This is a genomic window from Paenarthrobacter sp. AR 02 (assembly GCF_021538675.1).
Taxonomy (GTDB): Bacteria; Actinomycetota; Actinomycetes; order Actinomycetales; family Micrococcaceae; genus Arthrobacter.
Window position 1 is genome coordinate 164,764 of the sequence record NZ_JAJUKH010000002.1, and the last position, 17,182, is coordinate 181,945.

Annotated in this window: 14 protein-coding genes; all 14 read left to right on the top strand. The window is 63.4% G+C overall.

What is annotated here, in order from left to right; translation table 11 throughout:
* Nucleotides 1–37: 37 nt before the first annotated feature.
* The gene (locus LRQ04_RS06985; protein WP_235519013.1) at nt 38–706 is read left to right on the top strand and encodes a response regulator transcription factor; all 669 of its coding nucleotides are present in this window, start codon (nt 38–40) and stop codon (nt 704–706) included.
* Nucleotides 707–786: 80 nt separating this feature from the next.
* Nucleotides 787–3,330: a DNA helicase PcrA gene (gene pcrA, locus LRQ04_RS06990; RefSeq protein ID WP_235519015.1), complete on the top strand. Its 2,544-nt coding sequence runs from the start codon at nt 787–789 to the stop codon at nt 3,328–3,330.
* Nucleotides 3,331–3,345: 15 nt separating this feature from the next.
* Entirely contained in the window at nt 3,346–4,044 is a 699-nt protein-coding gene (locus LRQ04_RS06995; RefSeq protein ID WP_235519017.1) for a hypothetical protein, read from the top strand.
* Nucleotides 4,045–4,297: 253 nt separating this feature from the next.
* The gene (gene sucC / locus LRQ04_RS07000) at nt 4,298–5,467 is read left to right on the top strand and encodes an ADP-forming succinate--CoA ligase subunit beta (protein ID WP_235519024.1); all 1,170 of its coding nucleotides are present in this window, start codon (nt 4,298–4,300) and stop codon (nt 5,465–5,467) included.
* An 11-nt stretch (nt 5,468–5,478) separates the two neighbouring features.
* Nucleotides 5,479–6,381, top strand: coding sequence for a succinate--CoA ligase subunit alpha (gene sucD / locus LRQ04_RS07005; protein ID WP_235519026.1), 903 nt, complete (start codon nt 5,479–5,481; stop codon nt 6,379–6,381).
* Between the two features lie 463 nt (nt 6,382–6,844).
* Nucleotides 6,845–7,249 carry a tautomerase family protein gene (locus tag LRQ04_RS07010; protein ID WP_235519028.1) on the top strand — a complete coding sequence of 135 codons (405 nt, stop codon included), beginning with the start codon at nt 6,845–6,847 and terminating at the stop codon, nt 7,247–7,249.
* A 162-nt stretch (nt 7,250–7,411) separates the two neighbouring features.
* Nucleotides 7,412–8,416 carry a 5-dehydro-2-deoxygluconokinase gene (iolC, locus tag LRQ04_RS07015; RefSeq protein ID WP_235519030.1) on the top strand — a complete coding sequence of 335 codons (1,005 nt, stop codon included), beginning with the start codon at nt 7,412–7,414 and terminating at the stop codon, nt 8,414–8,416.
* Nucleotides 8,413–9,378, top strand: a complete 966-nt coding sequence (locus LRQ04_RS07020; protein ID WP_235519031.1) for a deoxyribose-phosphate aldolase — start codon at nt 8,413–8,415, stop codon at nt 9,376–9,378. Before iolC ends, LRQ04_RS07020 begins: the two co-directional genes overlap by 4 nt.
* Nucleotides 9,379–9,404: 26 nt before the next feature.
* A complete protein-coding gene (gene iolD / locus LRQ04_RS07025; RefSeq protein WP_235519723.1) occupies nt 9,405–11,330 on the top strand; it encodes a 3D-(3,5/4)-trihydroxycyclohexane-1,2-dione acylhydrolase (decyclizing) in 1,926 nt (641 codons plus the stop codon).
* Between the two features lie 43 nt (nt 11,331–11,373).
* Nucleotides 11,374–12,885, top strand: coding sequence for a CoA-acylating methylmalonate-semialdehyde dehydrogenase (locus tag LRQ04_RS07030; RefSeq protein ID WP_235519035.1), 1,512 nt, complete (start codon nt 11,374–11,376; stop codon nt 12,883–12,885).
* 33 nt (nt 12,886–12,918) lie between these two features.
* Nucleotides 12,919–13,836, top strand: coding sequence for a sugar phosphate isomerase/epimerase (locus LRQ04_RS07035; protein ID WP_235519036.1), 918 nt, complete (start codon nt 12,919–12,921; stop codon nt 13,834–13,836).
* A 33-nt stretch (nt 13,837–13,869) separates the two neighbouring features.
* On the top strand, nt 13,870–14,883 hold the full coding sequence (locus LRQ04_RS07040; protein WP_235519037.1) for a Gfo/Idh/MocA family protein: 1,014 nt from the start codon (nt 13,870–13,872) through the stop codon (nt 14,881–14,883).
* A 10-nt stretch (nt 14,884–14,893) separates the two neighbouring features.
* Nucleotides 14,894–15,766, top strand: a complete 873-nt coding sequence (locus tag LRQ04_RS07045) for a sugar phosphate isomerase/epimerase family protein (RefSeq protein WP_235519038.1) — start codon at nt 14,894–14,896, stop codon at nt 15,764–15,766.
* Complete coding sequence (locus LRQ04_RS07050; protein WP_235519039.1) at nt 15,763–17,178, top strand: sugar porter family MFS transporter; 1,416 nt, start codon at nt 15,763–15,765, stop codon at nt 17,176–17,178. The genes LRQ04_RS07045 and LRQ04_RS07050 overlap by 4 nt, the downstream gene beginning before the upstream one ends.
* Nucleotides 17,179–17,182: the final 4 nt, after the last annotated feature.

The window sequence follows — 17,182 nt, forward strand, 5'->3', positions numbered from 1 at the left end:
GACGACTTAGGCAGAATCATATGTGGGGAGGTCTGAAATGCTGCGCTACCCACTATCCCGACCCACCATCGAAGTGGACATCGTCGAAGACCACGCGGTCCTGCGGGAGGGCCTCGCCCAGTGGATCCAAGCCAATGCCCCAGGGATCCGGGTTGTGGGAAAGTTCGCTTCCTGGGCCGAAGCTGCCGCCCACATCGGAGCCCTCTCGGATGTCGTGGTCCTGGACGTCCTGCTGGGCGACCATGTGCCGCTGCGCGCAAAAATCCAGGCAATCCTGTCCGCCGGACCCCAAGTGGTGGTCTGCAGCTCAGTCCTGGATCCAGCTGTCATAAGGCAGGCCATAGCGGCGGGCGCCCTGGCGTATATTCCCAAGACCGTGGCGGCCGGGGTGGTGGAAAGTGCGATCCGCAACGCAGCGCTGGGAGAGCCTTACATTACGGCGGAAGTCGCGGCGGCACTGGATTCCGAACGGTCCGGGCCGGTGTTGTCGGCCCGGGAACACCAGGTGGTGTCCCTTTATCTGGGCGGAACCGCGGGAACCCTTGCCGAGACGGCCAACGTCCTGGGGATCTCCGTCGATGGGGTGAAGAAGCACCTGGCTTCGGTGCGACGCAAGTTCCAGGACGGTCCCGAACCACTGACCAGGCTCGCACTCAGGGACAGGCTGGTTGCAGGAGGCTGGCTGGTGGAGGACCCAAACCACTAGTGCAGGGAAAGGCATGTAACCGGGGCCTGTGGACAACGCGCCGCTGACTGTCAGGGGCACCGCCTAGACTGGTAGGCACCATGGATATGTTGTTCGACCCCTACGCAGACGGACCCTTCAAAGCAGGCACCAAAGCCGCAGTCAAGGCTGCCCCGGAGCTCTCTGGCCCCGGTGGAGGCGCGGGTGGCGCCCGCCTGCAGGAGGGCAGCGGCGGCTCATCGGGCCCTTCCGACGGGCCTGCCTCGGGAGGGTGGAGCAACAACGGTGCGTCCGGCCTGCCGTCCGCGGATGCGCTCCTTCAAGGGTTGAACCCGCAGCAGGAAGAAGCGGTCAAGCACGCCGGGAGCCCCTTGCTGATCGTCGCCGGCGCCGGTTCGGGCAAGACCCGCGTCCTGAGTAACCGCATCGCCTACCTCATCGCCACTAAGCGCGCCCACCACGGCGAGATCCTGGCCATCACGTTCACCAACAAAGCCGCAGCAGAAATGCGGGAACGCATCGAGGCATTGGTAGGTGCCCGTGCCAAGGCCATGTGGATCTCCACGTTCCACTCCTCCTGCGTGCGCATCCTGCGCAGGGAAGCCGCGAACGTCGGCCTCAACTCGAACTTCTCAATCTACGACTCCGCGGATTCGCTGCGCCTGATCACACTGGTGTCCAAGAACCTGGACCTGGATCCCAAGAAGTTCCCGCCCAAGGCCATCCAGCACAAGATCTCCGCCCTGAAAAATGAGCTGATCGACGCCGACTCCTACATTTCCTCGGCCAACCACAACGACCCCTTCGAGCAGGCCGTGGCAGAGGTCTTCAAGGGTTACGCCCAAAGGCTGCGCCAGGCCAACGCCATGGACTTCGACGACCTCATTGCCGAGACCGTCTACATGTTCCGCGCGTTCCCGGCGCTCGCGGAGTCCTACCGGCGGCGTTTCCGGCACGTCCTGGTAGACGAGTACCAGGACACCAACCACGCCCAGTACGCGCTGGTCCGGGAGATTGTGGGCCTGGGAAGCGATAGCGGGGTTGAACCGAGCGAACTGACGGTCGTGGGCGATTCCGATCAGTCCATCTACGCCTTCCGTGGCGCCGACATCCGCAACATCGTGGAATTCGAAGCCGACTACCCCAACGCCCGGACCATCAAGCTTGAACAGAACTACCGCTCCACCCAGAACATCCTCAGCGCCGCCAACTCGGTGATCTCACGCAACCCCAACCGCCAGGAGAAGCGCTTGTGGACTGCGGAGGGCGACGGCGAAAAGATCGTTGGCTACGTGGGCGAGAACGAGCACGACGAAGCCCAGTTCATAGCCAAGGAAATCGACCGCCTGCAGGACGAGGACGGGCTGCGCCCGGGCGACGTCGCCATCTTCTACCGGACCAACGCACAGTCACGGTCCATCGAAGACGTCCTGGTCAGAGTGGGCCTGCCGTACAAGGTTGTGGGCGGCACGCGCTTCTATGAGCGCAAGGAAATCAAGGACGCCCTGGCTTACCTGCGCGTCCTGGTGAACCCGGACGACGACGTCAACCTCCGCCGCGTACTGAACGAACCCAAGCGGGGGATCGGTGACCGTGCGGAGGGCGCTGTTGCGGCTTTGGCGGAGCGGGAACGGACGTCCTTCATGGCGGCCGCGCGCCGGGCGGACCAAGCTCCGGGAATGGCCACGCGCTCGGTGAACGCGGTGCTCGGATTCGTGAAACTGCTGGATGACCTCGCCGAAGTTGCCTCGGGCTCGGGTGCTGCGGCAGCCCTGGAAGCGGTGCTGGAACAGACCGGTTACCTCGCCGGCCTGCGAGCAAGCAACGACCCCCAGGATGAGTCCCGGGTGGAAAACCTTGCTGAGCTGGTGGCCGTGGTCCGTGAATACGAACGCGACAACCCCGAAGGCACACTCGGCGAGTTCCTCGAACAGGTCTCCCTGGTGGCCGATGCCGACCAGATCCCGGATGCCCCGGGCGCAGACATCGACGCCGCAGTGGCAGAGGCCAAGCGCATGGGCGTGGTGACGCTGATGACGTTGCATACGGCCAAGGGACTGGAATTCCCGGTGGTGTTCCTGACAGGCATGGAACACGGGATCTTCCCGCACCAGCGCTCGGCCACCGATCCCAAGGAACTGGCCGAAGAACGGCGCCTGGCATACGTCGGACTGACGCGTGCCCGCAAGCGGCTCTACGTCACGCGCTCCGAGGTCCGGAGCATGTGGGGCCAGAGCCAGTACAACCCTGCCAGCCAGTTCCTCGAGGAGATTCCCTCCGAGCTGGTGGAGTGGAAGCGTGAAGGCATGAGCCGCCAGGCCGGTGGCTGGGGAAGCGCCCCTATCGGCTCCAACCGTTACGGTGGTTCGTTCTGGGGTGCGGGTACCTCCCGGGGAGCCGCCGCCAGCCCCACCGCAGGTTTCGACGCCGACGTCCCTGCCGCCGTCGCCCGCAACAGGGTGCAGCCACAGAAGGAAGTCATTTCCGTGGTGGTGGGGGACAAGGTCAACCACACAAGCTTCGGCAACGGCGTGGTTCTCGGTGTTGAGGGCGCGGGGGACAAGACCGTTGCCAAGGTGAAGTTCGACGTCGGCGAGAAGCGCCTGCTGTTGCGTTACGCGCCCCTGACCAAAATCGACGCCTAGGGCCTGCACGGCATAATGGGTGGCATGCGACGGACTGTATGGGGGATTCTTGCCGCTTTGATGGTGGTTCTGGCCTCGGGCTGTTCCTTTGCCACCAAGGATCCGAACTACGTTCCGCCGGCTCCGTTGCCGCCGCTGGAGCAGCTCCAGCAGGTCCCGGTCACAGAGCAGACCACCTTGTCCGCGGGCGAGGACGTGACCGCCTTCGTCACCGCAGACCGGAACATCGTCTGTGCCATGACATCCTCCCGCGGCGGGCACCTCAACCTGCCCTATGAGCCCAATACCTACTCGGACGCGGCGAACAACAAGTTCGCCGTAGTCCCGGTGGTGCATTGTGAGTTGGCCAAATACGGCAAGCCTGATGTTGCGGACATCGCCGACGACTGCGCCGGGACCGGCCTGGGCTACCTTGGCGGGACAGTGCTGCTGTCCCCGGATAAGGCGGTCTATGGCGCGTGCCGTTCCGGCGTAACACAAATGGAGTCCGAGTTCGGTCCCAAAGGAAGCCGCAACGGACCCATTTCCAAGCTGCGCGAACTGGCTGACGGGCAAAATATCGAGCGCAACGGTCTTCGGTGCTCGGCCTACAACAGCGGGGTCGCCTGCGGAAACGTCTCCGGGGGCGTGGCGTTCTTCGTAACCAGGGATGGGTACCAGCTGATTTCCGACGGCGGCAAAACGGTCCGCGGGACCCTGAAACACACGCCGTAGCTGGCCCCAGCCAGCCCAAAAACCGCTACTTTATGCGGTTTTTCTACATCCGATAGAAGTGTAAGGTTACTCACTTAACGGGTAGTGTGTAGCTGGCGGGACTCCCTAAAGGGCTAAAGTTCCGAGAGGACCTTACGCAATGTGACCGGCTTCAATCCGGTTGTTGACCGCGTACTCTCCGCAGCTGGCTATCGCGGTCATCGCGGTTCCCGGCTGAACAGAAAACTACTTCGACGTAGAAGGACACTAAACCGTGGACCTGTTTGAATATCAGGCGCGCGATATGTTCGAAGCGCACGGTGTACCCGTGCTCGCCGGCATCGTGGCGCACACTCCTGAAGAAGCAAAGGCAGCTGCCGAGAAGATCGGCGGCGTAACTGTCGTCAAGGCACAGGTTAAGGTTGGTGGCCGCGGCAAGGCTGGCGGCGTCAAGGTTGCCAAGACTGCCGAAGAGGCGCTTGAACACGCCACCAACATCCTGGGCATGGACATCAAGGGCCACACCGTCAACAAGGTGATGATCGCGCAGGGTGCTGACATCGCCGAAGAATTCTACTTCTCGGTCCTCCTGGACCGGGCCCACCGCAACTACCTGGCTATGTGCTCGGTTGAGGGCGGCATGGAAATCGAGCAGCTTGCTGTCGAGCGTCCCGAGGCACTTGCCAAGATCGCGATCGACCCCGCTGTAGGCATCGACCAGGCAAAGGCCGACGAAATCGTCGCCGAAGCAGGTTTCGCTGAAGAACTGCGCGGCAAAGTGGCCGACGTCATTCTGAAGCTCTGGGACGTCTTCAAGAAGGAAGACGCAACCCTGGTTGAGGTCAACCCGTTGGTCCGTACCGGCGCTGGCGACATCGTTGCCCTTGACGGCAAGGTCTCCTTGGACGAGAACGCTGGCTTCCGCCACGTGCACCACGCCACGCTGGAAGACAAGGACGCAGCTGACCCGCTGGAGGCCAAGGCAAAGGCGCAGGACCTCAACTACGTCAAGCTCGACGGCGAAGTAGGCATCATCGGCAACGGCGCCGGTCTTGTGATGTCCACCCTGGACGTCGTTGCTTACGCAGGCGAAAACCACGGCAACGTGAAGCCGGCAAACTTCCTGGACATCGGCGGTGGAGCTTCTGCCGAGGTCATGGCCAATGGCCTGGACGTCATCCTGGGCGACTCCCAGGTCAAGAGCGTGTTCGTGAACGTCTTCGGCGGCATCACCGCTTGTGACGCTGTTGCCAAGGGCATCGTTGGTGCACTGGCCGAGCTCGGTACCTCCGCGAACAAGCCGCTGGTAGTTCGCCTCGACGGCAACAACGTCGAGGAAGGCCGCCGCATCCTGACCGAGGCCAACCACCCGCTGGTTACCCTGGCCGCCACCATGGACGAGGGCGCCGACAAGGCCGCCGAGCTCGCCAACGCAGCTAAGTAAGGGACCCGAGAATGTCTATCTACCTCAACAAAGACTCCAAGGTCATCGTTCAGGGCATCACCGGCGGCGAGGGCACCAAGCACACCGCACTGATGCTCAAAGCCGGCACCAACATTGTTGGTGGCGTCAACGCCCGCAAGGCCGGCACCACGGTCCTGCACGGCGACAAGGAAATCAACGTCTTCGGCACCGTCAAGGAAGCCATGGCTGAAACCGGCGCGGACGTTTCCATCGTCTTCGTACCGCCGGCATTCACCAAGGACGCAGTGGTTGAAGCCATCGAAGCCGGCATCGGCCTCGTTGTTGTCATCACCGAAGGTGTTCCGGTCCAGGACTCCGCCGAATTCTGGGCCCTGGCCCAGTCCAAGGTGGACGCTGACGGCAAGCAGGTTACCCGCATCATCGGACCGAACTGCCCCGGCATCATCACCCCCGGTGAAGCACTGGTTGGCATCACCCCGGCGAACATCACGGGCAAGGGCCCCATCGGCCTGGTCTCCAAGTCCGGTACCTTGACCTACCAGATGATGTACGAACTCCGCGACCTCGGCTTCTCCACCGCTATCGGCATCGGTGGCGACCCCATCATCGGCACCACGCACATCGACGCCCTGGCTGCGTTCGAGGCTGACCCCGAGACCAAGGCAATCGTCATGATCGGTGAAATCGGCGGCGACGCTGAAGAGCGCGCAGCCGACTTCATCAAGGCCAACGTCACCAAGCCGGTTGTCGGCTACGTGGCTGGCTTCACGGCTCCTGAGGGCAAGACCATGGGCCACGCAGGCGCCATCGTTTCCGGCTCTGCAGGCACCGCCCAGGCAAAGAAGGAAGCTCTCGAAGCTGCAGGCGTGAAGGTCGGCAAGACGCCGTCCGAGACCGCCAAGCTCCTGCGCGAGGTTTTCGCTACGCTCTAGCCTTCACAACTGACTGACGACGGCGGCCCGTCACCTTCCGGATGGAAAGGTGACGGGCCGCCGTCGTACTTTAAGCGCCCGTTGTGGGGCCTGTTGAGCGCGCTATTCGGTTGTTTTGCGGCGCAGAGTGGGCCTCGCAATGTGGGTGCGCCCGTTGTGGGGCCTGTTGAGCGCGCTATTCGGTTGTTTTGCGGCGCAGAGTGGGCCTCGCAATGTGGGTGCGCCCGTTGTGGGGCCTCTTGTGCGCGCTTTTCGGGTGTTTTGAGGCGCAGAGTGGGCCTCGCAAAGTGGGTGCGCCCGTTGTGGGGCCCGTTGAGCGCGCTATTCGGTTGTTTTGCGGCGCAGAGTGGGCCTCGCAATGTGGGGCAGGGGTCCGTCCGAATCTACCCGGGCGGGCCTTTGCTGTATCCAGGCTTGAAGTAGTTTGTTAGTATGTTAGGACAAACTATTCGAAGGGAATGCAATGCCACTTGTGCGAATCGACGTGAACCAGGGCCGCTCCGCGGAGGAGTTGACAGCTCTCAGCCGAGCCATCCACGACGCAATTCTGGGTGAGTACGGAATTCCGGAGCGGGACTACTTCCACATCCTCACTGAGCATCCGCAGGGGCAGATCGTGGCGCAGGATGCAGGGCTTGGCTTTGAGCGGACTGCTGGTGTGGTGATGATCCAGATCTTTACCCAGGAAGGTCGGAGCCAGATGGCCAAGAGCTCCCTCTTTGAAGCGATTGCGGGCCGTTTGGCGGCAGTGGGGGTCCGTGGCGAGGACGTCTTTGTGGGCTACGTCGAAAACACTGCGGGGGACTGGTCCTTCGGCTTCGGGCGCAGCCAGTATGTCACCGGAGAACTGGCTGTTCCGCGCAAGTAAAAGCAGTCTGTGTCATGTTGTAAATATGTCAGTACAAACCTTTGACAGGACATGAAATCTGGTGCAAAGTAGTCATGTGGCCCCGCTCACTGAGGGGTGGCAAGGCATCGGGGCCCAGCGCTCAGAGGTTCAGAGTTCACAAGAGAAAGGTCAACGATCATCGTGACCCACGAACTGCTCACAATCGGGCGCATCAGCGTTGATATCTACCCGAATGACATCGGAGTGGACCTGGAGGACGTGACGTCCTTCGGCAAGTACCTCGGAGGTTCGCCCTCCAACGTGGCTGTGGCGGCTGCCCGGCACGGACGTCGCACTGGCGTGATTACGCGGACCGGCGACGACGCATTCGGCACATACCTCCACCGGGAACTGCGCAAATTCAACGTGGATGACTCGTTCGTTTCGCCCGTGACCCAATACCCCACGGCGGTGACGTTCTGCGCCATCAAGCCCGCGACAGACGAATTCCCGCTCTACTTCTACGGCCGCTTTCCCACGGCCCCGGACCTGCAGATCCGGGCCGAAGAGCTCGATCTGGACGCGATCCGCGAAGCCAGGATCTTCTGGTCCACGGTGACCGGCCTGTGCCAGGAGCCCAGCCGCAGTGCACACCTCGCAGCACACCAGGCCCGCCCCCGGACCAGCCTGAAGGAAGGCCAGTTCACCATCCTGGACCTTGACTACCGCCCCATGTTCTGGGCCTCCGAGGAAGAGGCGCGTGCCGAGGTCGCCAAGATCCTCCCGTACGCCACGGTGGCAATCGGCAACGACAAGGAGTGTGCCGTGGCGGTAGGCGAGGGGACGCCCGACGAGCAGGCGGACCGTCTGTTGGCGGCCGGTGTCGAGATCGCCGTCGTGAAGCTTGGCGCTGAAGGCGTGATGGCCAAGACCCGCACCGAGCGTGTGGTCTCAGCGCCGGTCCCGGTGGAAACCGTCAACGGCCTGGGTGCCGGCGACTCCTTTGGGGGCGCGTTCTGCCATGGCCTGCTGTCCGGCTGGCCCTTGTCCGAAGTCCTGGACTACGCAAACGCCTCGGGCGCGATCGTCGCCTCCCGCGTTTCGTGCGCGGATGCGATGCCGACGCCGGACGAGGTCACCTCGCTGCTCGCCGAACGCGGCCGCCCCATTCCGGGTGCCACCCTTACCGAAGGAGCCGTGCGTTGAGCCCCAACGATGATCCCCGCCGCTATGAGCACCTGAGCCGGATCCGGCTCGAAGATCCGGACGCCGTCGCCCGCGCAGCTGCCACCCGCCGTCGGCATCCGGGCTTGAAGTACGGCCAGCAGAGCTTCATCGTCGCAGCGGACCACCCTGCCCGGGGAGCCCTGTCAGTAGGTTCCGAGCCGATGGCCATGGCTGACCGGCGCGACCTGCTTGACCGCTTGCAGATCGCCCTGGCCAACCCGGCCGTGGACGGGATCCTCGCGTCACCGGACATCATGGATGACCTCCTTCTCCTGGGTGCCCTGGAAGGCAAGCTGGTGTTCGGTTCCATGAATCGCGGCGGCCTGGCCGGCCTGGTCAACGAGTTCGACGACCGCTTCACCGGCCACACGGCAGCTGCCTTGGAGGCGCTGGGCGCTGACGGCGGCAAGATGCTCACCCGCATCTGCCTGGGCGACCCGGATACGGTTGCCACCCTTGAGGCCACCGCCAAAGCCATTGATTCGCTGGCCGAGCGCAAACTCATCGCCATGGTGGAGCCGTTCCTTTCCATCCGCGACGCCAACGGCAAGGTCCGCAACGACCTCCGCGCGGACGCCGTGATCAAGTCGGTAGGCATCGCCGAAGGTCTCGGATCCACCAGCGCCTACACCTGGATGAAGCTTCCGGTGGTGAAGGACATGGAGCGCGTCATGGCCTCCACCACCTTGCCCACCGTTCTTTTGGGCGGGGACCCGGACGGCAGCCAGGATGAAGTTTTCGCTTCCTGGCAGGCGGCCCTTGCACTGCCCGGAGTCCAGGGCCTCACTGTGGGGCGCACGCTGTTGTACCCGCACGACGGCGACGTGGCAGGTGCCGTAGCCACGGCCGCCTCGCTGCTGAACGCCCCGGCGCCCGCTGCCGCCGCCAACGCAAACGGCCATGCCTCCTCAGACCGCATTCCAGTGAAAGTATCGGAGTAAGACCAGTGGGAACAGCAACCCGTCGGATGACCGTGGCGCAAGCCGTGGTGGAGTTCCTGTCCAAGCAGTACACCGTTGACTCTGTTGATGGCGTTCAGTTCCGTGAGCGCTTGATTCCGGGGACGTTCGGTATCTTCGGCCACGGCAATGTGGCCGGCGTGGGCCAGGCCCTGAAGCAGTACCAGGCCGCGGATCCCGCGATCATGCCCTACTACCAGGGCCGCAACGAGCAGGCCCAGGTCCACCAGGCCGTGGGCTACGCCCGTCACACCCGTCGTCGCCAGACGTTCGCGATCAGCACCTCCATTGGTCCTGGCTCATCGAACCTGCTGACCGGCGCGGCGCTGGCCACCACCAACCGTTTGCCTGTGCTGTTGCTGCCCAGCGACACCTTTGCAACACGGGCTGCGGACCCCGTCCTGCAGCAGTTGGAGTTGCCGTACGCCTACGACATCACGGTGAACGACGCGTTCCGGCCGTTGTCGAAGTTCTTTGACCGGGTCTCCCGGCCGGAGCAGCTGTTCTCCGCGTTCCACCACGGCCTCCGGGTCCTGACTGATCCGGCCGAAACGGGCGCGGTGACGATTTCCCTGCCGCAGGACGTCCAGGCCGAAGCTTTCGATGTTCCCGAAGAGTTCCTGTCCGAACGTGAGTGGCGGATCCGCCGTCCCGAGGCGGAGGACGATGACATCCGCCGTGCCGTGGAGGCCATCCGCGCCGCGAAACGCCCACTGATCATTGCCGGCGGCGGTGTCCTGTACGCCTACGCAAATGACGAACTTTCCAAGTTCGCTGAGCTGACGGGAATCCCGGTGGGCAACACCCAGGCCGGCGTCGGCGTCCTGCCCTGGGACCACAAGTTCTCCCTCGGTGCCATCGGCTCAACCGGTACGACGGCGGCCAACGCCATCGCTGCCGAAGCGGACCTGATCATCGGGATCGGCACGCGCTACGAGGACTTCACCACCGCATCCCGTACGGCGTTCCAGAACCCGGACGTAAAGTTCGTGAACATCAACGTCGCGCCGATCGATGCCTACAAGCACGGCACGACGCTGCCGATCGTCGCCGATGCCCGCAAGGCGCTGGTGAAGCTCAACCAGGCCTTGGGCGGTTACCGCGTGGGTGCGGACTTGGAAGAGAAGGTTGCGGCGGAGAAGAAACGCTGGAACGCGATCGTGGACGAAGCCTTCGAAACCCGCTACACGCCGTTGCCTGCCCAGAACGAAATCATCGGCGCCACCAACAAGGCCATGGACGACCACGACGTTGTCATCTGTGCCGCGGGGTCGCTGCCCGGTGACCTGCATAAGATGTGGCGCGTCCGGGACCCGTTCGGCTACCACGTGGAATACGCGTACTCCTGCATGGGCTACGAAATCCCCGGCGGCCTCGGCGTCAAACGAGCAGCGCTGGCCGAAGCGGCAGCCGGTGGCCCCGACAGGGATGTGGTGGTCATGGTGGGGGACGGCTCCTACCTGATGATGCACACCGAACTGGTTACCGCCGTCGCCGAACGCATCAAACTGATCGTGGTCCTCATCCAGAACCACGGCTACGCGTCCATCGGTTCGCTGTCCGAGTCCCTCGGTTCCCAGCGCTTTGGTACCCAGTACCGGGTTCTGGACAAGGAGCAGCACAGCTTCGACGCCGGGGAGCACCTGCCCATCGACCTCGCCACGAACGCCGAGTCACTGGGCGCGAAAGTCATCCGCATCGAACCGGGCGACAACGTCATCGAAGCCCTCGGTGCGGCGATCAAGGAAGCCAAGGCAGCTCCGGAGACCGGTCCGATCGTGATCCACGTCGAGTCCGATCCCTTGTTGGACGCCCCGAGCTCCGAGTCCTGGTGGGACGTCCCCGTCTCGGCAGTCTCCGAGCTGGAATCCACCCAGCAGGCCTACAAGACGTACACAGACCACAAGAGCCGCCAGCGCAAGCTGCTCGGCTGAATCCCAGACACACAGATCCCACAGACCACAAGGAAGTCCGCACATGTCGACGACGACCACACTGACCACCATCCACCACTTCATCAACGGCGCTGAAACCACGGGCGAGGGCGACCGTACCCAGCCGGTGTACAACCCGGCCACCGGCCAGGTCACCGCTGAATTGCGCCTGGCCAACGAGGCGGACCTGAACACCACGGTCGCAGCGGCCCGCAAGGCAGCCGATACCTGGGGTGACATTTCCCTGGCCAAGCGCACCGCCGTCTTGTTCAAGTTCCGTGAACTCGTCGCAGCCCACGTGGACGAGCTGGCCGAGCTAATCACCGCTGAGCATGGCAAGGTCCTTTCGGACGCGAAGGGCGAAATCGGCCGCGGGCTCGAAGTCATCGAGTTCGCCTGCGGTATCCCCACCCTGCTCAAGGGCGACTACTCGGACCAGGTGTCCACCGGGATCGACGTCTTCTCTTTCCGCGAACCCCTGGGCGTCGTTGCCGGCATCACGCCGTTCAACTTCCCGGTCATGGTTCCGTTGTGGATGGCGCCGATGGCCATCGCCACCGGCAACGCCTTTATCCTCAAGCCGTCCGAGCGCGACCCGTCCGCTTCGATGCTCCTGGCCAAGCTCTGGAAGCAGGCCGGCCTGCCCGATGGCGTGTTCCAGGTCCTGCACGGTGGCAAGGAGACCGTCGACGGCCTGTTGACGCACCCGGACGTGGATGGCATCAGCTTCGTTGGTTCCACCCCGATCGCCCAGTACGTCCACGAAACCGCCACCAAGCACGGCAAACGCGTCCAGGCATTGGGTGGGGCGAAGAACCACGCAATCGTGCTCCCGGACGCTGACCTGGACAACGCCGCCGACCACCTCGCCGCCGCCGCATTCGGCTCCGCCGGGGAACGCTGCATGGCCATCTCGGTGGCCGTCGCCGTCGGGGACGCCGCGGACCTGATCGTGAAAAAGGTCGAAGAACGGGCTCTGGCCGTGAAGGTCAACAACGGCACCGAGCCCGACGCTGAAATGGGTCCGGTCATCACCCCGGCCTCCAAGGAACGCATCGTCAAGATCGTCACCGAAGCCGAGCAGGCCGGTGCAGTGATGGTGGTGGACGGCCGCGACCTCGTGGTCCCGGGCCACGAAGACGGCTTCTGGGTAGGTCCCACCGTGATCGACCACGTCAAAACCGAGATGACCGCCTACACCGAGGAAATCTTCGGACCCGTCCTGGTGGTGGTACGCGTCGATACCCTCGAGGACGGCATCAACCTGATCAACTCCAACCCGTACGGCAACGGCACCGCCATCTTCACCTCCAACGGCGCAGCAGCGCGGAAGTTCCAGCGCTCCGTCACCGTGGGCATGGTTGGTATCAACGTCCCGTTGCCCGTGCCGGTGGCCTACCACTCCTTCGGCGGCTGGAAGAATTCCCTCTTCGGCGACAAGCACATCTACGGCCCCGAAGGCGTCTCCTTCTACACCCGCGGCAAGGTCATCACGTCCCGCTGGCCCGAACCCACCCACGCCTCCGGCGCTTCCTACAACTTCCCCTCCAACTAAGTCCCCACCGCCGCAAAGGAAGACAACGCTGTCATGACCGACGTCGAGAACAAGCTCATCATTGGCACCGCACCGGACTCCTGGGGAGTCTGGTTTGCGGATGACCCCCAGCAGACCCCCTGGGAACGATTCCTGGATGAGGTTGCCGAATCCGGCTACAAGTGGATCGAACTTGGCCCGTACGGCTACCTGCCGAACGACCCCACACGCTTGGCTGAAGAACTCAAGCAGCGCGACCTCCAGGTCACCGCAGGAACCGTCTTCACGGCCTTCCACCGCGGTGCCGGCCAGTACGATGAAGCGTGGGAGCCGGCCCGCAAGGTCGCGGAACTGACCGCAGCCATGGGTGGAGAACACATCGTGGTCATCCCCGCCATGTGGCGCGACGACGTCACCGGCGAAGCTGTGGAGAACGGCGAACTCACGGACGAGCAGTGGGCGGACCTCTTCGCCGGCCACAACCGGATGGGCAAGGTCCTCCTGGAGGACTTCGGCCTGCACCAGCAGTTCCACTCCCACGCGGATTCACATGTGGGCGCGCAAAAGGACATCGAAACCCTGCTGGCCGCCACGGATCCGCAGTACTTGAACCTCTGCCTGGACACAGGACACGCGGAATACTGCGGAGCTTCCAGCCTGGAACTTATCAAGAACTACCCGGACCGCATCGGCTACCTGCACCTCAAGCAGATCAACCCACAGGTCCTGGCCGAAGTCAACGAGAAGAACATGACCTGGGCGGCTGCCAACCTGGCCGGCGTCATGACCGAGCCGCCGAACGGCCTCCCGGACCTGCGCGCAGTCATCGAAGCAGTCGAAGCGCTCAACCGGCCCATCTTCGGCATCGTGGAGCAGGACATGTACCCGGTAGCGTTCGATGTGCCGATGCCCATCGCCAAGCGCACCCGCAACTACCTGCTTTCCTGCGGTTCCCGTACCCGCGTCCAGTAGCACCCCACAAGAACCTCAAGAAGGACAGATACAGTGACAAAGACTCTCCGCGTTGCCGTCATCGGCGCTGGCCGCATGGGTGCGGACCACATCAAGCGCCTCAGCACCCGCATCCACGGCGCTGAAGTGGCCGCCGTCGTCGACGTCGACCTCGCCAGGGCCCAGGCCGCCATCGAGGGTATCGACGGCGCCGTGGCACTCGCCAGCGCAGACGAAGCGCTCAACAATGGCGACGTGAATGCCGTGCTGATCGCCACTCCGGGCTTCCTCCACGAGGAAATCCTGTACAAGGCATTGGAGAAGGATTTCCCGATCCTATGCGAGAAGCCGCTGACCCCCGACGCCGAAAGCGCCTGGAAAGTTGTCCAGGCTGAGCAGGCTCTGGGCCACAAGCGCATCCAAGTGGGCTTCATGCGCCGCTTCGACGCCGAGTACTCGGCACTGGGCGCCATCATCCGCAACAGCGAATTGGGGGAGTTGTTGATGCTGCACCACCAGCACCGCAACCCCACCACGCCTGAGGGCTTCACCAACGAGATGCTGATCAACGACTCCGTCGTGCATGAGTTCGACGCCATCCGCTACTTCACCGGTGAGGAAATCACCTCCGTCCAGGTCCGTCTGGGCAAACCGACCCGCAGCGCACCCAACGGCCAGCACGACCCCCAGCATGTTCTGCTCGAAACCGAATCCGGTGTGCTGGCCGACGTCGAAATCTACGTCAACGCCAAGTTCGGCTACCAGGTGGCCACGCAGGCGTCCTTCGAGGATGGCATCGTGAGCATCGGCGGGGACAACGGCCCCTACGTCCAGGCAGCCGGTAAGTGGGGCGGCAATGTCACCCCAGGCTTTGAGGAACGATTCGGAGCAGCGTACGACGTCGAGGTGCAGGCTTGGGCGGACGCCGCCCTCCGCGGCGAAATCGGCGGACCTACCGCTTGGGACGGCTATGCCACGGCAGCATGCTGCGAGGCTGGTGTCGAAGCGCAGAAGTCGGGCGAAAAGGTCAAGGTCCAGTTGAACACCAAGCCGGACCTGTACAAGTAGGGGACTGAGCATGAAAATCGCCCTTGACCCCACACCGTTCCACCACAGCCACGGCCTGCTCGAATTCCCCCGGGTAGCGGCAGACCTTGGTTACAAATACCTGCAGATGACCCCGCATGCGGACCTCATCCCGTTCTACAACCATCCCAAGGCCGACGACGAGCTGGTAGGCAAGCTGAAAGCTGCGTGCAAGGATGCCGGCGTAGAGATCGCCTCTGTCCTGCCTGTCCTCCGCTGGTCCGGCCCGGATGAAGACGCACGCGAGGCAGCCGTCCGGTACTGGAAGCGGGCTATCCAGATCGCAGTGGACCTCGGCGTTCAGACCATGAACACAGAGTTCAGCGGCCGCCCGGAGAAGGCAGAAGAGTCCGAGCGTGCGTTCTACCGTTCCATGGAGGAACTGCTGCCGATCATCGAGCGCGAGGGCATGGACGTCCTGATAGATCCGCACCCGGACGACTTCGTGGAGGACGGCCTCGCCGCCCTGCGCGTCATCCGCGGCATCAACTCGCCCAACATCGGCATGGTGTACGTGGCATCGCACACCTTCCACATGGGCAACAAGCCGCTGGAAATCATGCGGGCCGCAGGCGACAAGCTGCGGCTGGTCCACGTCTCCGACACCATGAACCATCACGCGTCCCACGGCTTGCGGTACATCACCAATCCGCCGGGCAACGCGGTTCGCGTCCACCAGCACCTGAAGATTGGCGACGGGGACGTGAACTGGGATGAGTTCTTTGGCGGGCTGAAGGAAATCGGGTTCCTGGACAAGGAAAACACCGTCATGGTCTCTTCCGTGTTCGCGGAGGACGAGAATGCCGAGGACGTCTCCCGGTACCAGCTCAAGACAATGATCGACTACGTCGCCAGGACAAAATGACGGTTGGTACGCTCCCCGTAACCCCAAAGAAAACCGGCAAGCCGGCCAACCCCAAAAAGTTCCTTCGCAAGGTGGCGCTGTTCTCCACGTTCGGCGGACTGCTGTTCGGCTATGACACCGGTGTGATCAATGGTGCCTTGCCGTTCATGCAGAAAGACCTTGGCCTGACGCCGTTGACCGAGGGCCTCGTCACTTCGATGTTGCTCTTCGGTGCGGCGTTCGGTGCCATCAGCGCCGGACGTTTGTCCGACCGCTTCGGCCGCCGCAGGACCATCATGGGCCTGGCCGTCATCTTCGCCGTGGCCACCGTCGCCTGCTCCCTTGCGCCAACCACGGAGCTGCTGGTGCTGGCCAGGACTGTCCTGGGTCTCGCCGTCGGCGGTGCCTCGGTGATCGTGCCGGTCTACCTGGCCGAAATGTCACCTGCGGCGCAGCGCGGCAGGATCGTCACCCAAAACGAACTCATGATTGTGACGGGCCAGTTCCTGGCTTTCACGTTCAACGCGGTGCTCGGGAACCTGTTCCCTGAAGAGATGCACGTGTGGCGCTGGATGCTGGTCATCGCTACCTTGCCCGCCGTCATCCTGTGGATGGGGATGCTCGTACTGCCTGAGAGTCCCCGCTGGCTGGCGTCGTCGGGCCGGTTCAGCGAGGTGATGGACGTCCTGCGGCGGACCCGCGCCGCCGGTGACGTATCGGCTGAGTTCGACGACGTCCAGCGCGCCGCGCGCGAGGACTACCAGTCCCGGATGGGCACCTTCAAGGACCTGACCGTGCCGTGGATCCGCAGGATCTTCGTGGTGGGACTGGGCCTTGCCATCATCAACCAGATCAGCGGCGTCAACGCCATCATGTACTACGGCACGTCCATCCTGTCGTCCTCCGGTTTCGGCGACCAGGGCGCGCTCCTGGCAAATGTGGTCAACGGTGTGACTTCCGTGGTTGCCGTGATCGTGGGTATGTCGTTGATGACCAGGCTTCCCCGGAAGGCGATGCTCATTGCCGGGCTATCCGGTACCGCGGTGTCGCTCACAGCCATTTCGATCATCTCCGTCGCGGTTCCGGAGGGAACCCTGCGCGGGTACCTTGTCCTGCTGTTCATGGTGACCTTCCTGGCCTCCATGCAGTCGTGCATTGGTACGGTCACCTGGTTGACCCTGGCAGAGATCTTCCCGCTGCACGTGCGTGGGGTGGGAATGGGTATCTGCGTCTTCGTGCTCTGGATGTTCAACTTCCTGGTGGGCTTCTTTTTCCCGCAAATGGTTGCCTGGATGGGCGTCTCGGCGACGTTCCTGGTGTTCGTTGCGCTCCAACTGGTGGCCATCGGCTGGGTGAAACGCGCCATGCCCGAAACCAAGGGGAAGAGCCTTGAGGAACTGGAAGAGTTCTTCAAAGCCGGTTCACGACCGTAACGCA